Origin of the sequence: Lewinella cohaerens DSM 23179, from assembly GCF_000379805.1 — a bacterium.
GTDB classification, from domain to species: Bacteria; Bacteroidota; Bacteroidia; order Chitinophagales; family Saprospiraceae; genus Lewinella; species Lewinella cohaerens.
The window spans coordinates 39,810-60,518 of record NZ_KB903587.1 but is presented as its reverse complement, the minus strand read 5'-3'; the positions used below and the strand labels follow the sequence as shown (position 1 = coordinate 60,518).

18 protein-coding genes and 1 tRNA gene are annotated in these 20,709 nt (G+C 46.6%); 11 read left to right on the top strand and 8 right to left on the bottom strand.

Features of this window, described 5'->3' with window-relative positions; genetic code table 11:
- The first annotated feature begins 21 nt into the window (after positions 1–21).
- The 8 genes from A3EU_RS0124770 to A3EU_RS0124730 all read left to right on the top strand — a co-directional run bounded on the left by A3EU_RS0124770 (position 22) and on the right by A3EU_RS0124730 (position 8,949).
- Positions 22–936 (top strand): DnaJ C-terminal domain-containing protein, encoded by a 915-nt coding sequence (locus tag A3EU_RS0124770; protein WP_020538885.1) that lies wholly within the window; start codon positions 22–24, stop codon positions 934–936.
- Positions 937–948: 12 nt separating this feature from the next.
- Complete coding sequence (locus tag A3EU_RS0124765) at positions 949–1,245, top strand: chaperone modulator CbpM (RefSeq protein WP_020538884.1); 297 nt, start codon at positions 949–951, stop codon at positions 1,243–1,245.
- Positions 1,246–1,268: 23 nt separating this feature from the next.
- On the top strand, positions 1,269–1,766 hold the full coding sequence (locus A3EU_RS0124760) for a ClbS/DfsB family four-helix bundle protein (protein ID WP_020538883.1): 498 nt from the start codon (positions 1,269–1,271) through the stop codon (positions 1,764–1,766).
- Between the two features lie 297 nt (positions 1,767–2,063).
- Positions 2,064–2,564, top strand: coding sequence for a hypothetical protein (locus A3EU_RS0124755; RefSeq protein WP_020538882.1), 501 nt, complete (start codon positions 2,064–2,066; stop codon positions 2,562–2,564).
- A gap of 131 nt (positions 2,565–2,695) precedes the next feature.
- Positions 2,696–3,841, top strand: a complete 1,146-nt coding sequence (locus A3EU_RS0124750) for a DEAD/DEAH box helicase (RefSeq protein ID WP_020538881.1) — start codon at positions 2,696–2,698, stop codon at positions 3,839–3,841.
- Between the two features lie 121 nt (positions 3,842–3,962).
- Positions 3,963–4,457: a hypothetical protein gene (locus A3EU_RS0124745; protein ID WP_020538880.1), complete on the top strand. Its 495-nt coding sequence runs from the start codon at positions 3,963–3,965 to the stop codon at positions 4,455–4,457.
- A gap of 625 nt (positions 4,458–5,082) precedes the next feature.
- Positions 5,083–6,837, top strand: a complete 1,755-nt coding sequence (locus tag A3EU_RS33265) for a hypothetical protein (protein ID WP_020538878.1) — start codon at positions 5,083–5,085, stop codon at positions 6,835–6,837.
- Between the two features lie 33 nt (positions 6,838–6,870).
- Complete coding sequence (locus A3EU_RS0124730) at positions 6,871–8,949, top strand: zinc-dependent metalloprotease (RefSeq protein ID WP_020538877.1); 2,079 nt, start codon at positions 6,871–6,873, stop codon at positions 8,947–8,949.
- Positions 8,950–9,299: 350 nt separating this feature from the next.
- Here the strand turns inward: A3EU_RS0124730 and A3EU_RS34890 are convergent, their stop codons facing one another.
- From A3EU_RS34890 to A3EU_RS0124685, 8 genes are all read right to left on the bottom strand, one after another.
- A complete protein-coding gene (locus A3EU_RS34890) occupies positions 9,300–9,548 on the bottom strand; it encodes a hypothetical protein (RefSeq protein ID WP_211213970.1) in 249 nt (82 codons plus the stop codon).
- A 40-nt stretch (positions 9,549–9,588) separates the two neighbouring features.
- A complete protein-coding gene (locus A3EU_RS31760) occupies positions 9,589–9,870 on the bottom strand; it encodes a hypothetical protein (RefSeq protein WP_020538876.1) in 282 nt (93 codons plus the stop codon).
- Between the two features lie 31 nt (positions 9,871–9,901).
- Positions 9,902–10,615, bottom strand: coding sequence for an alpha/beta fold hydrolase (locus A3EU_RS0124720; protein ID WP_020538875.1), 714 nt, complete (start codon positions 10,613–10,615; stop codon positions 9,902–9,904).
- Complete coding sequence (locus A3EU_RS0124715; RefSeq protein ID WP_026211572.1) at positions 10,612–11,295, bottom strand: DUF4386 domain-containing protein; 684 nt, start codon at positions 11,293–11,295, stop codon at positions 10,612–10,614. The genes A3EU_RS0124720 and A3EU_RS0124715 overlap by 4 nt, the downstream gene beginning before the upstream one ends.
- Before the next feature lie 117 nt (positions 11,296–11,412).
- Entirely contained in the window at positions 11,413–12,654 is a 1,242-nt protein-coding gene (locus tag A3EU_RS0124710) for a serine hydrolase domain-containing protein (protein WP_020538872.1), read from the bottom strand.
- A gap of 142 nt (positions 12,655–12,796) precedes the next feature.
- Positions 12,797–15,193 carry a TonB-dependent receptor gene (locus A3EU_RS0124705; RefSeq protein ID WP_020538871.1) on the bottom strand — a complete coding sequence of 799 codons (2,397 nt, stop codon included), beginning with the start codon at positions 15,191–15,193 and terminating at the stop codon, positions 12,797–12,799.
- Positions 15,194–15,470: 277 nt separating this feature from the next.
- Positions 15,471–17,273, bottom strand: a complete 1,803-nt coding sequence (locus tag A3EU_RS0124700; RefSeq protein ID WP_020538870.1) for a helix-turn-helix domain-containing protein — start codon at positions 17,271–17,273, stop codon at positions 15,471–15,473.
- Between the two features lie 759 nt (positions 17,274–18,032).
- Positions 18,033–18,104 (bottom strand) — tRNA-Arg (locus tag A3EU_RS0124685).
- A 303-nt stretch (positions 18,105–18,407) separates the two neighbouring features.
- On the opposite strand from A3EU_RS0124685, the gene A3EU_RS0124680 reads away from it, so the two are divergent.
- The 3 genes from A3EU_RS0124680 (at position 18,408) to A3EU_RS0124670 (ending at position 20,645) form a co-directional block, all read left to right on the top strand.
- Positions 18,408–19,010, top strand: a complete 603-nt coding sequence (locus A3EU_RS0124680) for a hypothetical protein (protein WP_156825901.1) — start codon at positions 18,408–18,410, stop codon at positions 19,008–19,010.
- 22 nt (positions 19,011–19,032) lie between these two features.
- The gene (locus A3EU_RS0124675) at positions 19,033–19,401 is read left to right on the top strand and encodes an MmcQ/YjbR family DNA-binding protein (RefSeq protein WP_026211571.1); all 369 of its coding nucleotides are present in this window, start codon (positions 19,033–19,035) and stop codon (positions 19,399–19,401) included.
- A gap of 155 nt (positions 19,402–19,556) precedes the next feature.
- The gene (locus A3EU_RS0124670) at positions 19,557–20,645 is read left to right on the top strand and encodes an NAD(P)/FAD-dependent oxidoreductase (protein ID WP_425412742.1); all 1,089 of its coding nucleotides are present in this window, start codon (positions 19,557–19,559) and stop codon (positions 20,643–20,645) included.
- The last annotated feature ends 64 nt before the right edge of the window (positions 20,646–20,709 follow it).

The following is a 20,709-nucleotide window of genomic DNA, read 5'->3' as shown; positions in this document are numbered from 1 at the left end:
AAGACAAACAATAGATAGAAAATGGCAGCTTTCATAGATTATTACCAAATATTGGGAATTAGCAAGGATGCTGACGAAAAAGCGATAAAAAAGGCTTACCGCAAACTCGCTCGGAAATATCATCCCGACCTTAATCCTGGCGACCAGGAAGCAGAGAAGAAATTCAAAGAAGTCAATGAGGCCAATGAGGTTTTGGGTAATGCCGAAAACCGTAAAAAATACGATAAGTACGGCAAAGACTGGGAACACGCGGATGAAATTGAAAAGCAGCGGAGAGCACAGCAGCAATATCAATCCTCCAGCCGTGGTCATAGGAGCAACGGAGGAGGGAATGCTGATTTTTCTGACTTCTTTGAGTCCATGTTTGGCGGGCAATCCTTTACCGGTGGTGCCGATAATTTTGGCAGAAGAAGCCCTCGTTTTCGCGGACAAGATTTTCGGGCATCTCTTGGCTTAAAGCTTTCTGATGTTTACCAAACGCAAAAGCAAACCGTGATGGTCAACGGAAAGAACCTGCGCTTTACCATCCCGGCGGGTATAAAAGATCAACAGGAAATTAAAATCAAAGGGCAGGGCGGTTCAGGAGCCAATGGCGGCCCCGCTGGCGATTTGTACATCCGCTTCGATATTGTCAATGACACACCGTTTCACCGGGAGGGAGATGACCTATATTTGGAGGTGCCGCTCGATTTGTACACCGCCCTTCTTGGCGGAGAAATCACTATTGATACAATGGACGGCAAGGTTCGCCTAAAAGTAAAGCCGGAAACCGATAACGGTGCAAAAGTGAAGCTGAAAGGCAAGGGGTTCCCTGTTTATAAAAAAGAAGGAAGCTTCGGCGATCTTTATCTAACTTATCAGGTAGTACTTCCGAAGAACCTCTCCGAAGAAGACAAAGAATTATTCCGTCAACTTGCTAAAGGAACAGCGCAATAAAAGACCTAAGTAATGGACGAAAAAAAATACCTCAGCATCCAGCAAATTTGCCACTCCTACCAAGTCAGCCCATCTTTATTGGTAGCACTGGAAGAGTATGAACTGATCGAAATAGAATACACCAATCAAGAGGGGTATCTCGGCATTGATGAACTGGCCAAACTGGAACGCCTACTCCGCCTCAACCAGGATTTGGACATCAATGTAGCCGGCCTCTGCGTCGTACATGAACTCCTGGAAGAACGCAAAAGACTGCGCGAAGAACTGAACCGCTTGCAGCGACAGATGAACAGGTTATCTATATTCTGAAAAGCACCCATAAACGCTAAAGCATGGCACGGCCAAAATCTAAATCGGAATTACTGGACCTGGGCAAGGCGAATTTTGAGAAGCTAAAGGGCTTCATTGAAAAGATGGATGCCCTGGAACAAAACAAGGATTTTCCTCCAGGAACAATGAATCGAAATATTCGCGATGTTTTAATGCACCTCCACCACTGGCACCTCATGATGATGGATTGGTATAGAAAAGGATCAGCAGGAGAAAAGCCGGAAATGCCCGCCAAAGGATACACCTGGAAAACGACTCCTGACCTTAATAGATGGATTCTGGAAAACTACCAGCAGGTCAGTCTTGAAGGCGCCAAGAAGCATTTAAACACAAGCTATTACCAAGTAAGAGAAATAATCGATAGCCATTCCGACGAGGAGCTTTTCGAAAAGAAACGATACAAGTGGACCGGCACCACTTCGATGGGAGCTTACTTCATATCCGCAACTTCAAGCCACTACGATTGGGCCTTTAAGCTGATTAGGAAGGCGAAAAAGTGATTTCTGATTTCTGACTCTACAGACTATAAAACTTGGTGCAGAGCACCTTCCTATCTATAGCTAATGAAGTCGTCTCATGAAAAAGGTGCAGCGCACCGTGTGATTTAACAAAAAAAATCCGCGTAAACCCGTTCAATCCGTCTAATCCGCGTTCCATCCTATATAGCCACACCTTACTAATCTCACAATAAGCTCCTCCAGTTCCGCCGTTCCTCGTACCTTTGTATTACGCGGTTGAATCTATGACCAAACAATTTTACCTGACGTTTCTTAAAAAGGAGATCAGAAAAATAAAATATGAATTTCAATAAGCGACTTGAATCATTAAAAGCAGAGTTGCTTGAAGCTACCTATTTTCCGAAAAACCTAATGCTTAAGTGCGTTTCAAATTTGCTTGAAAAAAATGTAACGCACCTTGAGGGCGAAATCCCTGTCTTATGGATTGAAGCAATGAACACCAGTGATCTGCAAGAGATTCCAACGACTAAGTATGGTGTAAGCGAAGTAAGAGTATTGTTACAATCACTTGAGCCAACACGAAATAACATTCAGAAGATAATTCCCAGAGTTGTAGAATTGTTAATAACCTTCCTTGTTGAAGATGATTTATGTGATAGGCAGGGACAATTTTATTACTACTTCGACCAACATTCAGGACAAGTATTTGCGGAGAGTGAAATGGGGATTGTTAGGCCGCCGATTATTGGAATAAGAAGCAGTAATGTAAGGCCAGCGTATATTTCTGAGCTAATCAGGGAAAGAATCCTTGTAGACACAGAAGATGACAGGTTATGTTGAGTCATCCAAAAAATCCGCGTAAACCCGTCTAATCCGCGTTCCATCCTATATAGCCACACCTTACTAATCTCACAATAAGCTCCTCCAGTTCCGCCGTTCCTCGTACCTTTGCAAAAATCGTTTACTACTATATGTCATTTTCTCCGCTAGGTTTACCCGCTTATTTACTTGATACGCTTGAAAAGCAGAAATTTACGAAAGCTTATCCTATTCAGGAGATGGCCATTCCTGCTGTCCTGGAGGGGAAAGACCTCTTGGGAATCGCGCAGACAGGCTCAGGGAAAACAGCCAGTTACGTGTTGCCTATTTTGGCCAACCTAGAGAAGGTGACCACCCGTGTGGCCAGGCACGTAGAGGTGCTGGTGCTGGTGCCTACCAGAGAGCTGGCCGTGCAGGTAGAAGGCGTATTTAAGTTATATGGCAAATCATTGCCTTTCCGATTCAAGTCGCTGGCCGTTTATGGAGGTGCTTCCATCAATGTACAAATGCAAGCGCTGCCCAAAGTCAATGTTTTGGTGGCTACACCAGGCCGATTGCTTGACTTGATAAGTGTTAACGCCGTTCAGCTATCTGCCGTAAAAACCTTGGTGCTCGATGAAGCAGATAAGATGCTCAACCTGGGTTTTAAGGACGAAATGGATAAAATCCTGACCTTCCTTCCGGAGAAAAGACAGAACCTCCTGTTTTCGGCCACCTTGAGCCCCAACGTTGAAAACGTAAGAAATGTCCTGCTAGAAGATCCATTGGTGATCAATATAGCCCCGGAAGAAAAGACCGTCGACCTGATTAACCAATCAGCCTACTCGGTTACGCTGGCGCAAAAAGGCCCATTGTTGCGTCATTTGATCAAGGCTAAAAAGATGAGACAGGTACTTGTTTTTACCTCTTCAGTCTATCAAGCCGATCAGGTAGCTTCTAAATTGAGTAAAAACAGGTTTTCTTCAGCAGCCATTCATGGCAAAAAAAGCCAGGGAGCCAGATCGCAAGCCTTAAGCGATTTTAAAACCGGTAAAGTAAGGGTGCTCGTGGCCACCGATTTGCTGGCCAGAGGTATCGATATCGAATTTCTCCCTTTTGTGATCAACTACGAACTGCCTCGCTCTCCTAAAGATTTCGTACACCGCATCGGCAGAACAGGGCGGGCCGAAAACCCTGGCGAAGCCATCTCCTTTGTTACCGAAGAAGATCGCCACCACTTCAAAGTCATCCAAAAGAAAATGAAAAAATGGGTAGACCTTGTTGACGGGGAAGAGACCACCAGATTGCTGGAAGGGTAGAAGGGCTAAAATCCTTTTTGATGCTTCCAAAGAACTGCATGGCGATTTAACTTCACTACTATAGCTTTTGGGGGAGAAAAGAAAGCCCATTGTATAGTTCTAACAAAATAGCTATTGAAACATGCGAGATTGGGATTTAGAAGTATTTGCTGCTCTTTTGAAAAGGCCAGGACTTTACATGGGAGCAAATGATTGGAGTCAGGTAGAAAGTTTTATAAGAGCTTATGAACTGGGGGCACATTGGGAATGCAATTTCATGAACCTGCTTACCAGTCAAATTAAAGATAAATATGGGGTTTCAATGCCATCAACAGGGTTAATTGAGCAATTGAAAATAGTATCAAAAACAACAGACCAGACTTGGGAAGAATTGTTCGTCAAAGAGACGAAAGAAATCTTAATACTTGAATCAGATAGAAACAATCAGAATCGATTTCAAAAAATAATAAGAAATAAAATCCTGGCCTATTTCAAAGATGTATCAGAGTTGATTGATTCTGCTTACTTTATGAATTTAAACCAGATAAATAGCCAGATTGATGATTGGTACGGGGAAAATTTATCGCCAGAGGAAATCAGGCTATTTAAAGAAATTCGAGAAGAACTTAGTAGCTAAATCTCAACTCATCTAACTGAAAAATTTAAGCTTAGTGAAATGCTTAAAGTGAAGATTTCAGCATTGAAGAAATTAGTTAGAAAAGGAAACGAGAGCTGATACAACGCAAAGTCCATCATCCGCAACCCAAGGATTGTATCCAGTGCGCAGGCCAACAGGCCGAAGCTCGGGGCGCGGAGCGACCAAGGACAATGGGATGGTAACTGCTCCGTAGTGGCGGGTTTCAGACCCGCCCGAGGAGCAGTGGACAGCCCGGTGCCGATCCCGTCCCGACTTTTCTAGTCGGGACGGGAGATGGCATGGCCCCAAAACAACCACATTCAGCCTGAATCCTCTTTGGTGCCTTAAGTGGTTCAAATCCCCCTATATCAGTTAACCCGGCGAGTTCAATCTTGTATTCCCCCTGTTCGGCGTAGGTTGTACCTCCGCCGGTGTTCGTTGCCGAAACAGCCCCTCGTATGCTTCAAGGCAAATTCATGAATTTGCCCTCGGGTGCCCTTTGGTGGTTCAAAGCACCCTCCCAAAAAAAAACTCCCCCAAAAGGTAACGCCCGTTCATCGCCAGGTATAAAGCAGTATCAATTGCGAACAATCGCTTTTTCACCTAAAACTAAAACCTTTAAAAGATGAACACTTCAAAACATCTGACCCTATTTTACTTATTAAGTTTTATTTTGATTTTCAGTATTGGCAACCTTGGCGCCCAAGCGGAAGATGCTAGTACCTCCAAACCTGCTCCTAAAGATTGCCCCGGCCCGTGCCCTTGTGTAGGGAACTTTGTAGAAATGCAGGTCTACTACTTCGGCGACGATAACGTGACCATCGAAGTATACCGTAACAATAGTCTGAGTATCCTTATTCAGACCTTTAATAATGTAACTTCCGGCCAGTTGCTGACTATCGACGGTTCAACGACCATCAACGGAACATTGGGCAACACCACTTACTTTGTGATCACCAATGGAGGAAACAGTTGTGTAGAGTCTATCTATACCCGCTGCCCGAGCAATGCTTGGCCTGGAGCTACCGACGACCTTGATGTTGTTGGCAAAACCTTCGGCGACCTCACCGTTTTCTCCCGTACCGACCTTGGCAATAACTTTGTTTGTGATCTATCCAGTGCTGCACAAGATTGGCACGTGGGCGGCAATGTCGTTAGTGCTGACAAAAACACACTGGGCACACGCAACAACGAAAGCGTGGTCTTCCTCACCAACGATGAAGAGCGCGGAACGATCACGAATACCGGCGATTTTGGTATCAATACCTTGGCACCAACGGCTCGCCTTGATGTACGTGGCGATGCCATCATTGACGAAACCCTGGATGTGAATGGCGTGACCACCATCCACGATGGAACCAGCTCTGCATCACCTGTTTCTGGTGCTTTGGTCGTTGCTGGTGGTGCCGGAATTGGCGAAAATCTAAATGTGGCAGACAATACCCGCACTGGCAATGATTTGGCAGTAGGCCGTGATGCTGTTATAGGCCGAAACCTGGATGTAACCAACAGTGCTACCATTGGTGATGACGCCTCCGTAGGTGGCAACCTCACGGTAGGTGTTGATGCACAAATTGGTAACGATATGAATGTCTTGCGCGATACCCGCACCGGTCGTGACCTTACCGCAAACCGTCATGCGACTGTTGGCGAAAATCTTTCTGTAGGTGGTGATGCCGGAATCGGCCAAAACCTGGAAGTGAATGGCCAGACGACCCTCAATGGCTTTACTCGTGTAAACAGCAACGCTCGTATTACCAATGACCTCGACCTGGACGGCGAACTCATCATGGGCGTAGGCAACAGCAAAAGAGTGGCGGACCTTGCAGGCGATTTACTCATCGAAAACCAAAGCGGTAACGTCATCATCGAAGCTGATAATGAAGAGATGATGGTGATTTCCAGCACACAAGTTGAAGTGAGAAGACGTCTGATCGTAACCGGTGGTGCGGATTTGGCCGAACGCTTTAATGTAAATACTTCAGAGGAGGTAGATGCTCCTGCTATCCTGCCCGGAATGGTACTCTCGATCGACCGTACCCAGGCCGGCGAGCTGACCCTGAGCAATAGTGCAAACGACCGTGCAGTAGCAGGTATCGTCAGTGGTGCAGGCGACGTAGAGACTGCGATGGTCTTTGGCCAAACGGGCACCATAGCCGACGGTGATGTAGCCGTAGCCATTACAGGCCGCGTGTACGCTTACGTAGATGCCAGCTATGGCGCTATCGAGCCCGGAGACTTATTAACGACTTCCCCAACCACAGGTCACGCCATGAAAGTGACCGATTATACCCAAGCGCAAGGCGCCATCATTGGCAAAGCAATGACCAGCCTCGATGCAGGGAAAGGATTAGTGTTGGTACTCATCAGTTTGCAGTAAGCCAGCTATTTATCAACGTTAAATCCTTTGATTATGAAAAACTTATGGCTCGTCCTGGCATTCTTGTGTGCGGTTTGCACCTTGGGCTTCGGGCAAGATTTAATTACCAATACCCTTGAGGACAAGCGCTATCCCAAGGTCGAAATGGACCTCAAGCCGACGGTCCAGCTTATTCAAGAGCGCAAAGCACTGCAAGGCAAACTGACGGAAGTAGACTTGTTTCGGTTGTCCAACAACAGAAGCAATGCCAGCCTCCAGGATTGGGTGCTTGATCCAGTTTTACTGGATTTGAATGCCGATGGACTGATGAATACCCTTCGGGAAGGTCCACGCGATATCAGCTTTGCCATACCAGTAGGTGCAGGCAAGAATATTGTTCTGGAATTGACCCAGTTCGAAGTAGCTTCGGAAGGATTTCAGGTGCATACCGCCTCAGGTCAGGAAACGATTACTGGCCCCACCGGCTTGTTTTACACCGGCATGGTAGAGGGAGATCCGAATTCCATTGCTACGCTTAGCCTTTTTGGGAACCAATTGCGAATGATTATCGGCGACCGCGCCAGTACTTACGTGCTGGGTAAGATGCAGGATGATTCTGGGCAATACGTACTCTTTGACGAACGCAAGTTATTGCGCGAAGAAGCCAATTGGGATTGTCATACCGTGGATACGCCACTACCACCAGCAACTGAGAAACCTAAAACTTCTGATAACAGAATGATAGAAGGCGGCGGCTGTGTGAAGGTGTATGTAGAAACAGAATTTCAGGTATACACGGATCATAGCAACAGCCTGCTAGCGGTGACCAATTACATCATGGGCATCATGGCTGAGTCTATTATTGCTTACCGCAATATAGAAGTGAACATGGAAGTATCAGAGATCTTCGTATGGGATGTTGCCGATCCTTACAGTGATGAAGATGATGAAGACGGAACAGGCGCCGTATTGGATGAGTTTATAGCGACGCGACCAGCCTTTAATGGCGACTTGGCTCACTTGATTACTACGCGTAATATTGGTGGCGGACTAGCTGATGGTATCGGCAGCATTTGCGGAGGTTCACCCGGACCACACTGTGTGAGTGGTAGCTTGACTGCTTCTTTTGATGTGAGCAGTTTGCCATCTACCTCCAGTACTTTTGTTCGTGCAGCGCACGAGATGGGCCACATTTTGGGAGCCCGTCACACGCAGGCTTGTGTTTGGGGCCCTGGCAATAATCAACAGATTGACGATTGTGGCAACAGCTGGGTACTTACCAATGGAGGTGATGACGATGGCGATTGCCCCGGTGATACCAACATGGATGGTTGTGAATGCTGCGCTGGTGATGACAACGTAGATGAGGCCGACGAAGCAAGTGCTGCTGAAGGCGGTGCCTGTTTTGATCCCATGAACCCGGTAACTCCCAATACCGCCAATGGCCGCGGAACGATTATGAGTTATTGCCACACCCAGGCCATTGGTCGTGATATCCTGAACGGCTTCCACGCAGAAGTCGGAGCAGTGATCAACGACCTGTTCCTAACGGCTGATTGCCTCACAGATGAAGATTGTGGCTGCGAAGAATTTACCGATCGCACCATCAATGGCGCACCGATTCCCGATGGTATTTACTATGCCAATAGCACGATCACGTCCACTGGCGTAGCTACTGGTGCCGCACCACAAGTCGTAGTCTTTCAGGCGGGCAACCAAATCATTTTAGAGCCAGGCTTTGAAGCCACAGAACTTTTTATCGCCCAAATTCTCGATGATTTGTGTGCCAACCCGGCAGAAATGAACATGATCGTTTACGATAATGACAATGCCCAGGGAACGAGAATCTCAAACAACGAGGCCAGTCCCCAGGGCAATGAACTCACTGCTTACCCGAACCCTACCCACGACTTACTCTACCTCAATATGACTATTGAAAAAGAGGTGGATACAGCAGGACTACGCATCATCAATCAGCTGGGCCAAACAGTTTACACCTTGCCCCAAGATCAAAAAATCGAGCAGGGCCAACTGAACATGGAAGTCAATGTAACTTCTTGGGCACCAGGAATGTATTATGTCGTCCTCCAAACCGGTAGCGAGACCATTGTGCGGCCTGTGATGAAAGAATAGGGCCTCTGCAAAGTCGGAAATTGGAAGTGGGAGTTCGGAAGTTACCCCGCACAAAGCACTTCGCACCCCGCACCCAAAAAGTGTAAAGGATGGAAAAGTGTAAGGGTGTAAAAGTTAGGTTCAGCTAACCCTGCATCCTCGCACCCCGCACCAAAAAACGCACCTCGCACCCAAAAGGTGTAAAGGATGGAAAAGTGTAAGGGTGTAAAAGTTAGGCGTTTTGCACCCTCGCACTCCGCACTCGCACTTTTCGCACCCTGAAATAAATCCCCTGAAAAGAGCTGTCCCGATCTTTGGTCTTACCCAGAGGTTGGGATTTGCTTTTGGGGCCATGCCATCTCCCGTCCCGACTAGAAAAGTCGGGGCGGGATCGGCACCGGGCTGTCCACTAGTGTTACCATCCCATTGTCCTTGCCCCGTCCCGGCCCCGAGCTTCGGCCTGCTGGCCTACGCACTGGATGTAACTCCACGGGCCACGGCCCGCCCATGTCCTCTGCTCGGGCGGAGGTGGCCCGCAGGGTCGGAGGTGGGATACCCACTCGGACGGAAGTAAAATCTGCCCCGTCGGAATGCCTTGGACAAGTTTCGGAAGTATTCATCGCACCTTGCACCAAAAACCGCACTCCGCACCAAAAAACATCAATACCAAGTGAAACCAACACCCACCGAGAATGCCGCCCCGTCGCGGTATTCATCACCATCGAGGAATACTCGGCCCAGGTGGATTTTACTCTGGAGGTCAATCGCAAAATTGTCGGTTTGGCGTATCTCATAGCCGCTACTCAAGGTGACCGCACAGCCAAAATTGAAGGTCTCGTCCTTGATTTTTTTTATTTCATAAAGCGCAGGAGCATCAATGGCCAGCCCTACACCGCCACTGACCCACCACCGATTGTCGACCCAATATTGAATCGCAGGCACAAAACCTTCAAAGCTGCGGTCTTTGCAATGATTAGAATTGGTCTTTAATAAAATTAGTGATGCGCTCGTAGCCTTGAGTCGTAGTAGTTACTGCTGTCGTTTCGAGCAACAGGGTTTCTTGTAGGGAAGGGAAGATAGTTCTGGCGTAAGCCAATAACTTCCTTCCTGAAAAATCAGGATATGCCTCCCCGGCAATGATGTACAGAGGAGTAGCAATACAATTCGCCTCCTCAGCGGTAATCAATGGGTAATCTTCTTCTTTCGGCGAATCTTCTCTAGCAATGATCCAGGTAGGATCAATAAGAAAAGCACGTACGATTCGGTTTTTTAGAAAACTCAGCGATTTCCACGCGATGAATCCTCCTTCCCCAAGGCCCACTAAAGTGCCTTTTTCGATGTTCATCCGAGTCAGTAACTCAAACATCCATTGGGCGTAGGATTCATCTGTTTTACGGAGGGAAAACTGGGCACTCAAATTGGCTTCTCCCAATAGGTCGATGGCATAGATCTGAAAATCTTGTAACAGGCCTTTAAAGGCTTCAATCATCAATGCTGCATTACTTTGCGCCTCGTGGAGTAGCACCAAGGGTGGCTTATCACTGGGCCCAATCAATACGATGTGTGTATCGCCAAAACTGGTTTCTATACTCATCGATTGGTAAGGGGTAGCCAGATCATCCAGTTTGTTGAAGTAGGAGTTTACTAACGGCCAGCGGTCCTTTTTATGTTGGTTGGATAATTTCATGCTACTGTTTTTACACCTTTGATTAATAACCATACGCAGAGAGAAAATTCTCCAATTACGGTGGGCAAAGTCACCAGCGAGGAAGTAGCTGCGCTGTAGTCTGTCAAAAGAAAGAACAGGAAGAAATCGACCAGAAAACTAAGACCAGCCACCAATAGCATTATGCCAAGAACCTTAGGAAAGTAGCCTGATTGACAAACCAAATACCCCAAGGGGAACAACCAAATGCCAAAGAATATCTGCGCAATCCGATAGCCGTATTTGTGAAGCTCAAGAAAAAAAGCAACCATGCCTGTGAGTTGTTCATTACTAAAAGCATGGAGATACCCACCTTCATCGAGCAATAAAATCACGGCAAAGTGATGGAGCATATTCAAGCACATGATTGCTACTCCAATGGCCACATTCAGGAGCATAGACAAGGCGAAACGGCGATTTACGGATTCGAACAGGCGGTATAAGGTCAAGGCCAGATAGAAAAAAGCAACTTGCATCAGGAGATCGCTGAGAAAAGCCAGCCGGAACGACAGTTGGTGATTGAGAATATTACTCACGGTTGCTTGTGAATGACCGGGCACCACCAGTGCTGCACGTACATGCAGTTCCGCAAACGTACCAAATAGGATCACGATCAAATACAACAGTCCGGCTCTTCTGGCGATGTTCTTCTTGTTTGTCATAAAGTCGGGGATTAAACTTGTTCTGCTGGGTCAGCTTGGTACGATTTGCCCCCGAGATGATCCTGGCAGAACAAGTCTATTAATAAAAAAGTCTGTTTTTATAGGTTTCGCTAACGCTTAATTCGCATCAGAAAATTCGTTGATCGCCGTTAGAATGGCGGTAGCTACCTCGGTAAATGCCTCCTCGTGCTCATCGGTAGAGGCATCCATGTTTGTCATTATGATAGACCCCACTGTGCCCTCTTCATTAAAGCGCAGGTCGCAGGCCGTTCCGGGGTCGCTGCCGTCGTGGAGAATAAAACCATTGCCCAAAAACCAGAATACACCTTGATTTTCGCCAACATAAGTGGGCAAAACTCCACTGGGCAACAAGGCAGATAATAGCATCTCGTAAGACGCCTGCGAGAATAGGGTAGTAGACTGTCCCTGTGCGCCTTTCATCATGTCTGTCAGGTATTTGCCCAGGTCTTCGTTGCTGGTGTGTATGCCTCCATCGGGGTAAGAATCATTGGTGTATTTTGGAAAAGACGTCTGTTCATCCCAATAAAGTTGGGCCACGTGTTGGGCATCCAAATCTGCCAAATCATAAGCCGTATCATCCATGCCCAAGGGCTGGAAAACATTTTCCTGGACGTATACTTTGAAGTCTTTGCCAGTAGCTACTTCTACGAGGTACGCTGCGAGCGAAGAAGCAATGTTTGAATAATTCCAGGTATTCCCCGGTGCTGTATTGGCAAAATTATCAGGGCTATAGCCTTCGCCGTCAGGCAGGTAATAGGCCGCCAGGAAATCGCCCAAAGCAATTGTCTGCCGTTGTTCAGCACCAATCTCCGTGAGGATTTGCGCGCCGAGCCCAGTGAGGTCCTCTCCGGGGAGAATGTGGTAAGCGGCGAGGTAATAATCAGGGGCATCCAACAGGCCCGAGGTGTGGGTCACCAGGTGTTTTACCTTGATGGCCGTGTTCGGTTGTTTGGGGTTGTTTACCTCAAAAGGCAAAAGATCATTGATGTTGGTCTCCAGCGTGAAGTAGCCCTCCTCAATCGCTTTTACCACAGCCGCAGCAATAAAGGTTTTGCTAATGGAACCAATCGGTAGCAAAGTCTGATTGGTGAAATCCTTTCCGGCAGCAATGTCCGCCTTGCCGAAAGCTTCCTGGTAGATAATCGCGTCATTTTTGACCACAGAAACAGCAAAGCCCGGTGCTTCAGCCGACGCGTAAATATTGTCTAAGGCTGTCGTCAATTCCTCCGCCGTCTCGATAGTCGTGGTTACAGGTGGGGCGTCATCATCCTTGTCACAGGAAGAAACAAAAAGGGTCGTCAATAAAAGCGTAATGGAAAAAAGAAAAATGTTTTTCATCGTTTGATTTTTTGAATTGAATATTTGATTTTTTGGGGCCATGCCGTCTCCCGTCCCGATTAGAAAAGTCGGGACGGGATCGGCACCAGGCTGTCTGTCGCTCTATTAGGGCACTCGCCTTGCAATCTTGCGAATTGATCTACTAGAAATAAACCCGGTACATCATGTTGGGCAGCAGCCCAAACTGGGTAGTATTTCCAATTCCGCCGGGGGCATTCTGATCGTAGTATTCGGTGAGCTTACCTTTGTTGTTGGTAATGTTTTCGAGATTGAGGAAGAGTTCGTGGGTAGCTGATTTACGGGCAATCTTATAACTCACCGAAAGCGTTATCTGATAGATATCTTCGATGTCATTTTCGTAAGCTTTGGCATAATCCCAGTACTGGTTGTTAGCGGTGTCCACGGCTGCATTGCCTTGGGCATCTCGTAAGATGGGAAGCACTTTTTGGCCACCACCCATAAAGAAGCGGGCATTGATACCGAGGGTTTTGTTATGTTTCTTGCCCAGCTGCGTGAATTCTTTACCACCCACCAGGTTGACCAGGTAGTTGGTGTTGAAGCGGGTGTTGCGGGTGATTCCCTCCAGCGTCTTGTACTCTGATTCGTAAATAGAAGTATTGGCGAGCAAGTAGTACCCATCAGAGAAGTACCGCTGTAGCGAAAGCTCAATGCCGTAATTTCGCCCGGTTCCTTCGTTCACGAGATCTACATATTTGATCTCGGCACCCTCGTTGATAGTCGCGTAGTAACTGGTGTCGTTATTCTCCACCGGCAAGTCATAAAGATGCTGGTAGTAAGCTTCGACTTTGCCGATCAGGCCGGGAGCAAATTGGTGTTCGTAACCCAAAACAAAATGATGAGCTTTCAGTAGGTCCAGGTCTTTGTTGGGTTGGGTGGTATTACCCGCGCTGTCTTCAATTTTAGCAAAATAATGGTGAACGCTTTCCATCGTGCTGTGCAGCCCGTAGCCAAAACTCATAGTGTTGCGATCATTGACTTGCCAGCGAGCCGATAGGCGGGGCTCCAGCGTGTGCTTTTGGTTGAAAAACACATTGGTATTGTGCAAGCCACCCACCAGGCTTATGTCGTCGTTCATGCGATACTTCCAGCTAACGTAGCTGCGGAGGTTGCCCAGTTGCTTGTCAAAGTCGACCAAGTGGCTCAGCGGCGAATCAATAGCTGGCCGCATCCGCTGGTCGATAAACTGGTCAAACAAAGTGTAGATCACACCCGCCTGTAAAGTATGTTTTGGATTGATCTCCCGGTGATAGGTGCTACTAGCACGGTAGGTATTTTTCCGCAATTCGCTGGCGTAACTATTGATACCTGTACCCAGGGAGTCTGTTTTTTGGTAAACGTCGTCATCAATACCTTCCAGTGAATACGACAAGGAGCTTTTGAGGTAGCCCTGCTTTCCTAAGCTGATCGTGTGATTTAGTCCCGTATTGAAGAGGTAAGAAGCTTTTTCGTAATCTTCAAAAATTAAGCCACTCATGATCTCATCACCGGGCGTAGTCCAGTCTTCGGGCGTCGCGTTGACAATCGAAAAGTCACTCATGCCGCCTAGGCCAAAGAGAGAGAAAGTCCCCGCTTTTTGCGTAGGCATATTCAGTTTGAAGGCCGCATCCTGAAACCTTGGATTACCATCCACTTCTACTAAGCCAGCATCGTTGAGGATACTTGCGGTAGAGTAGCGGTAGTTGACCAAAAAAGAACCTCCGTAACCCTGTTTCAGCGGCCCCTCAACGGTCAGGTCGGTACCTAATAGGCCGATCCCGAAAGTATACTCCCGCTTTTCATTGTTACCGTTTCTCAGTTTTACATCGTAAACACCAGACAAGGCATTGCCAAAAGTGGCAGGAAAGGCACCCATGTAGAAATCTGAAGTTGCCAGCAGGTTAGTATTCAGGGTACTGGTGGAGCCGAGCACTGCATTTTGGTCAGCAAAGTGATTGGGGTTGGTAATGGGCACGCCCTCCAGGGTCCACTGCATGTATTTGGGGGAATTACCGCGAACAATGATGTCATTGCCACCAGTTCCTGAATTTGCTACCCCAGCGTAATTGGCGGTAATAATAGCGGGGTCATTAAAACTGCCGGTCATTCGGCTGATCTCTTCGGTAGAAATGGAACGGGCGCTGATCAAGGCCATTGAGCTGGTCGGAGTGCCATTGCCTTGAAAAGCTTTCACTACGACCTCTTCCATATCAATAGCAGCCTGTTCCATCGTGAGCTCCAGAACGACTTCCTTGCCGGAATTAACGACAATGTTAGGAACGAGTGTATTGTCGTAACCGAGGTAAGCCAAGCGTAAATCAATGCGACCCAGCGGTACTTTCGTGAGCTTAAATTTACCATCAATATCAGTGACATCCCCTTTTAGCGGTTCACTGTTGACGATGATAACTTCGGCTCCAATAATAGGTTGGCGAGTATTGGCATCAATGATGGTGCCACGGACGGTCTGCGAAAGTTCCTGCCCCAAACCACTAAGGGCAAAGAACAGGATCAGCAGCGGTGTTAGAATTAAGTTTTGCATATCAACAAATTTTAGTGCTCAGTGCATTTTTGTTGACGCAAAGATGGGGGCTGTAACCGCCGCCATCGTCCGGTATTACATTTGTGAACTAGTTATGAGATTCCGTACTTTTAAAGCTTGATTGCTTTTGAGCGATTTTATGGATGGCAGACATGAGTCATTATGGTAATGAGCATGGCCAATATCACCAGCCCATCCAGCAAGGAAAACCGCTGAATGAATCCATCCGTAAATTAGGAAGGAAGATTGTGAGCTATAATAAGAGGTCTCGTCGAGATTACTGTTGTGATTTCACCCACTTCCGCGGAGTCATACCCTCCGTCTTTTTGAAAAAGGCATTAAAAACGGTCTTGGAATTGAAACCACTTTCATAAGCGAGCCCTAGCAGCGTCAGGTGACTATTGGCAGGGTCTAGTGCCTTGGTCTTAAAGACTTTTACCCGAAAAGCATTGATGAATTCATTAAAGTTTTTGCCTACCTGCTCGTTCAGTAACCACGATAATTTATTGGGGTGTAGATCAACGTGTTCCGCTAGTTGCCGCAAGGACAAAGAAGCATCTAGAAACAACTGTTCCTCCGTCATACTTTGATGCAGCGGCACCAGGTATTGTTCGATCTCTTCCGGTGTCATCAAAGCCGTACTAGTAGCCGGTTTTTCTGGAACAACGATGGTCTTGATAGGAGAGGGACGGTAATTGCTTTGATCAGCAAAGTTCATCCGGTCGTAAATGGCCTGAAAGCGTTTGTCTGACCTAATATTGTCCCATATCCAGTGATGTTTCAGGGTCACCAACATCACGGAACGTTCTTGATAGCCGCGTTCGAGCCAAGCGATGGCCTCGTCGGGCATCTTCAGCATGGTGTACAGCATTGCCGGGTCCATAGGGTCGATGTAGTCTGTTTGTTCGATCTCCGCAAGGGCTTCTTTTTTCTGCCCCATCAAAATCTTTACCATCAAGAGGTCCAGTTTTGCCAAGCCTTCCCCTTCAGAGATGTCCAGTGCTTTTTGGATGGATAATTGAGCATCGTCGAATTTACCGAGATAACCCAAAACCAAGCCCCGCCATCGTTGCGCTTCGCCAAAATCGGCATCAATTTTCAGCGCATTATCAAAGGCTTGAAGCGCTTCTTCAAACCGTTGGGCAAAGAAAAAACACAGGCCTAGTTGCCAATGGCCAATGACGTGCAGCGGGTCGGTATCCAACAATTGCTGAGCAACATGAATCGCCCGATCATAGTCTTTTTGGATAAAGACGTAATAGTAGGAGATAAACTCATTCTGATTGGGTAGGCCGTTTTCAATCGCTTTGTTGTACTGAAACAAGGCGGCATCCCAATCCCAATCGAAGAAAAAGTGAATATAAGCCAGCACCTTATGCGCCAAAGGTTCTTTTTCATTGATGCTGAGGGCCTTTTTGGCAGCGATTCGTGCCTTACCATGCGCCTCGGTGTTGGAAATAATGCCAAAACCAGCCTGATGCAGGTATGTCTCGCCGATATAAGCATAAGCTTGTGCATAGTGAGGGTCAAGGGTTACGGCCTGTTGGAAGTAGTCGAGTGCCTTTTTGATATCCTCAAAATCCTTCCGCTTGAGGTAGTAGCTTCCTTGCAGCAATGCTTCGTAGGCGGCCGTGTTTTTAGTAGGCGCCTCTTTGGTGATGGTTCGGATATTGAAGTGCCCGAAGTTCTCCCGTATCTGGTCAGCAATGAGCAAGCTGATTTCATCCTGGAGGGCAAAAATATTATCCATCTCCCGGTCGAAATTCTGTGACCAGATGTGCGCCCCATCACTGGTGTCAATCAGCTGTGCCGTGATCCTTACCCAGTTGTTGGCTTTGCGAATACTTCCTTCCAAAATAGTACTTACCCCCAGCTGCTGGCCGACGGTCCGAATATCAATATTCTTGTTTTTGAAAGCAAAAGAAGAAGTGCGAGCGATCACCTTCAGCTCCTCAACGGTAGTGAGCGCATTAATGATTTCCTCCGTGATCCCGTCACTAAAGTACTCATTATCAGGATCAGCACTCATGTTGACAAAAGGAAGGACCGCAATGGATTTGTTCTCGGGTAGAACGCTCATGCTTTAAGGAAGTAAGTTGTGGGTTTGTGTGGCGGGCTAAGATAGGGAAAACTTTTTGAGGATTTGAGCTTTCCCAATGGCATCAACATAGAAACAATATACTATCTTGGAGGAGTAGAATGGGTAGATAATATACCCGTTACCTACTTTTTGGGTGATGGGAGAATTGTCTGGGAGAAATCAGGTTGCGGGGGCAGTTTGCTTGGGTGAGTCCGTTTAATTATGCAGCAAGCGGTGAGCTACTTGGGATACATGGAAATTCAAGTCAAATTAGAATAATTTCTCACAAGGGAATGATAAATGAGGCACGAGCTGCATTTGCAAATTCTGGAGGTGCAGACCCCATTGTGTTTAGCTCTATACTTTCCTGATTCAGTTTAAGGATTTCAGAATCTGCAGCTGCAAGTGAAGCAGGTAACGAGGTAGCAAAACAAGTCCTTTTTAGCATTTACAATTGCTTTCTTTTATGAAAAAACTTATCCAGCTATTTGGCTTTATTATCTTCTTTCTTCTATTTATACAAATAGCGTCTAAGCTACTAAGTCAACAAAAATGTAATGGTCAAGTGACGAGTACAACTATTCATCTAAATACAGGTGAGAATTACTGTGATTTGGAGATATGGCATACTGTTTAACGAGTATGATAGAAATTTAGAAATAATTGAGAGTATCTAAAGAAGAGTTTCTTTAATGACTCTCACCTTTTAATCTAAAATATGCAAATCGTTGACTATCAGTAGTGAAATTTCAATTTTAGTAGCCCCACCGAGACTCGAACTCGGATCTAGCGTTTAGGAAACGCTTGTTCTATCCCTTGAACTATGGGGCCATCGAAAGAGTAGGGAGGCAAATATAAGAGCTTGTTTGGAAATTTTGCGAACTGATTTCCAACGAATTATGGTTCTGGCTAAGAAATTAAAGCCGAGCTTAGCGGGCTAAGTGAGGGTTTCATTTCGACGACAGGTTCGGAATTCCTTGAAAATCAGGAAGCATTAACTTTATTTCTTGCTTTAATTTGGGGTATTTGTTTTTCAATAAATGAAATTTCCAAACAAGCTCTAGGATGTTTAGTCTTATTCCATCTTCCTCACATGGTAAAAGCTTGTATCTTTCCGAAAATTTGTATTTCGGTATGCACAAAGCTTTTTCTTTCGTAAATCCTATTGCTGTCAAGGGGCTCAAAATGCCATCGCTTTCGCCTCAGATGATGTACCTGATGACAACAGATGTTGAGCAATATGGCAAAGCAGCTATCTTGCGCCAATTGGCTCGCTTATTTGAGATTGACCTGGAAGAACTCTTACACCCTGTTTTAGAGCAGAAGCCAGAAACCCTTATGCATTATGATCCAGAAGCAGATGAATGGGAATTCCTGGGCGACCGTTCGAATAATGCCTTGTTGTTACGGACCTATCAGTTGGCACAATCCATGAAAACGGGCGAAATAGATGATGAGATTGCTGATTTTATGCAGCAGCAAGGATGGTCGAGTTTCGCCGATTTGAAAGAAGAGATAGACAAGATGCTACAGCTGATCACCGACTATCCTTTTTTTGGCCGCGCGATCAAATACCAAGGCCAAGATGAGCTAAAACCGTATTTTGAACAAGCTATTCCTGAACACTCTAGTGAAGACAAAATCATTACGGCTTTCTACCAGGATGTACAAGCTTTAGCTGGTTTTTGTGCAGAAGCTAGTCAGCAAAAACTGCTATGGTTCGCTAAACATTTTTAGAACTTTAAAACCACCAAATACAATGACGCTGGAAACCTTCCACTCATACTGCATGGCCAAACCAGGCGTTGAAGAAACCTTCCCATTCAATGAATCCACACTTGTTTTTAAAGTGATGGGCAAAATGTTCGCCCTCTGCGGACTCGACAGAGAAGCGTTTGAAATAAACCTAAAATGTGACCCGGAATGGGGCGTAGAATTACGTGAGCGATACCCCGATATTCAACCCGGCTATCACATGAGCAAAATACACTGGAATACCGTCTTGGTAGAAGGCGATGTCCCCGAAAAGCTCCTACTCCAGTTAATTGATCACAGCTACGACCTGGTTGTCAAAGGCCTCACCAAAAAACTGAAGCTGGAACTAGAAGAATTGCGCAACCAGAATTAATGTGTAAAAAAAAGTGTAAAAGTTATAAGCAGGTGTAAAGGTGTAAAGGTTGTTTTTTTCCATCAACCATCAACCATCAACCATCAACCATCAACCATCAACCATCAACCATCAACCATCAACCATCAACAAACCAACTCTCGAACCATCAAACGATCCAACCAAAGAAAAACCATCTAACCATCAACCATCAACCATCAACCAAAAAAAACCTCATCATCGGCCACGGTATCGCCGGTGCTTTGTTTGGTTACTTCCTGGAACAAGCCGGTGAGGAGTGTATTTACCTCGATGCGCCCGACCAAAAGGCAGCTACCCAGGTTGCCGCAGGGATTATCAATCCGATTACGGGGCGCCGTTTTGTGAAGTCGTGGCGTATTGATGACTTGGTACCTTTTGCCCAGCAGCTATATCGCAAGCTGGAGCAAGAACTGGATATCCAGTTTTATCACGAACGCCCTTTAGTCAGAACGCTCTTCAATCGAGGCGACGAAAACAATTGGCAAGCCAGGATATTGGAAGATGCTTACCAGGATTATTTCCACGAACCGCCCCGTTTGGGGAATATTCCCACGCTTACAGACCCCGCTTTCTCTTACCTCGAAGTAACCCAAACCGCACAGGTGACCATCGGTGTTTTGGTAGATGCTTTAAAGGCAAAACGAAAGGAAGAAGGCCGTTTTTATGAAGAAGCCTTTGCGCCAGAGCAGCTGGTTATTCGTGAAAATGATGTTCAGTATGGTGATTTGGTAGCGGATCGTGTCTTGTTTTGCGAAGGCTGGCGGGCCCGCTTCAATCCCTGGTTTGGCAACTTGCCTTACGGCGGAAACAAAGGCGAAGTCCTCCTCATTCGGCTACCCAATGCCCAGTTGGAACAGATGTTTAAGCACCGTATTTTTATTGTTCCTTTTACAGACGACCTCTACTGGGTAGGTTCTACTTCCGAAAACCAGTTCACCAGTGAAGATCCCACACCGGAAGGGAAAGCCTACCTGCAGGCTCGACTGGAAGAGGTGCTTACGACGCCTTATGAATTGGTCGATCACCGGGCTGCTATTCGCCCAACGGTCAAAGATCGCCGGCCCTTTTTGGGGATGCACCCACAGTATCCGCAGCTTGGGATCTTCAATGGCCTGGGGACGAAAGGTGCTTCGTTGGCTCCTTTCTGGGCCAAACATTTTGCGGATTATTTAGCTTTTAATAAAGAACTAGACTTTGCTGTGGACATTCAGCGTTTCAAATAAAAATACACACCATGCTGCTGCCTAATCGCCTATTTATTCCCTTGTGCAGACATTGCATTGCAAT

Bases quoted from the DNA above. Each gene is read 5' to 3' on its own strand.
- A3EU_RS34890 (WP_211213970.1), bottom strand. From the start codon at position 9,548: ATGAATACTTCCGAAACTTGTCCAAGGCATTCCGACGGGGCAGATTTT.
- A3EU_RS0124715 (WP_026211572.1), bottom strand. From the start codon at position 11,295: ATGACAAACAAGAAGAACATCGCCAGAAGAGCCGGACTGTTGTATTTG.
- A3EU_RS0124705 (WP_020538871.1), bottom strand. From the start codon at position 15,193: ATGCAAAACTTAATTCTAACACCGCTGCTGATCCTGTTCTTTGCCCTT.
- A3EU_RS0124700 (WP_020538870.1), bottom strand. From the start codon at position 17,273: ATGAGCGTTCTACCCGAGAACAAATCCATTGCGGTCCTTCCTTTTGTC.
- A3EU_RS0124680 (WP_156825901.1), top strand. From the start codon at position 18,408: ATGCACAAAGCTTTTTCTTTCGTAAATCCTATTGCTGTCAAGGGGCTC.
- A3EU_RS0124760 (WP_020538883.1), top strand. From the start codon at position 1,269: ATGGCACGGCCAAAATCTAAATCGGAATTACTGGACCTGGGCAAGGCG.
- A3EU_RS0124720 (WP_020538875.1), bottom strand. From the start codon at position 10,615: ATGAAATTATCCAACCAACATAAAAAGGACCGCTGGCCGTTAGTAAAC.
- A3EU_RS0124675 (WP_026211571.1), top strand. From the start codon at position 19,033: ATGACGCTGGAAACCTTCCACTCATACTGCATGGCCAAACCAGGCGTT.
- A3EU_RS0124730 (WP_020538877.1), top strand. From the start codon at position 6,871: ATGAAAAACTTATGGCTCGTCCTGGCATTCTTGTGTGCGGTTTGCACC.
- A3EU_RS0124765 (WP_020538884.1), top strand. From the start codon at position 949: ATGGACGAAAAAAAATACCTCAGCATCCAGCAAATTTGCCACTCCTAC.
- A3EU_RS0124710 (WP_020538872.1), bottom strand. From the start codon at position 12,654: ATGAAAAACATTTTTCTTTTTTCCATTACGCTTTTATTGACGACCCTT.
- A3EU_RS0124755 (WP_020538882.1), top strand. From the start codon at position 2,064: ATGAATTTCAATAAGCGACTTGAATCATTAAAAGCAGAGTTGCTTGAA.
- A3EU_RS33265 (WP_020538878.1), top strand. From the start codon at position 5,083: ATGAACACTTCAAAACATCTGACCCTATTTTACTTATTAAGTTTTATT.
- A3EU_RS0124770 (WP_020538885.1), top strand. From the start codon at position 22: ATGGCAGCTTTCATAGATTATTACCAAATATTGGGAATTAGCAAGGAT.
- A3EU_RS0124745 (WP_020538880.1), top strand. From the start codon at position 3,963: ATGCGAGATTGGGATTTAGAAGTATTTGCTGCTCTTTTGAAAAGGCCA.
- A3EU_RS0124750 (WP_020538881.1), top strand. From the start codon at position 2,696: ATGTCATTTTCTCCGCTAGGTTTACCCGCTTATTTACTTGATACGCTT.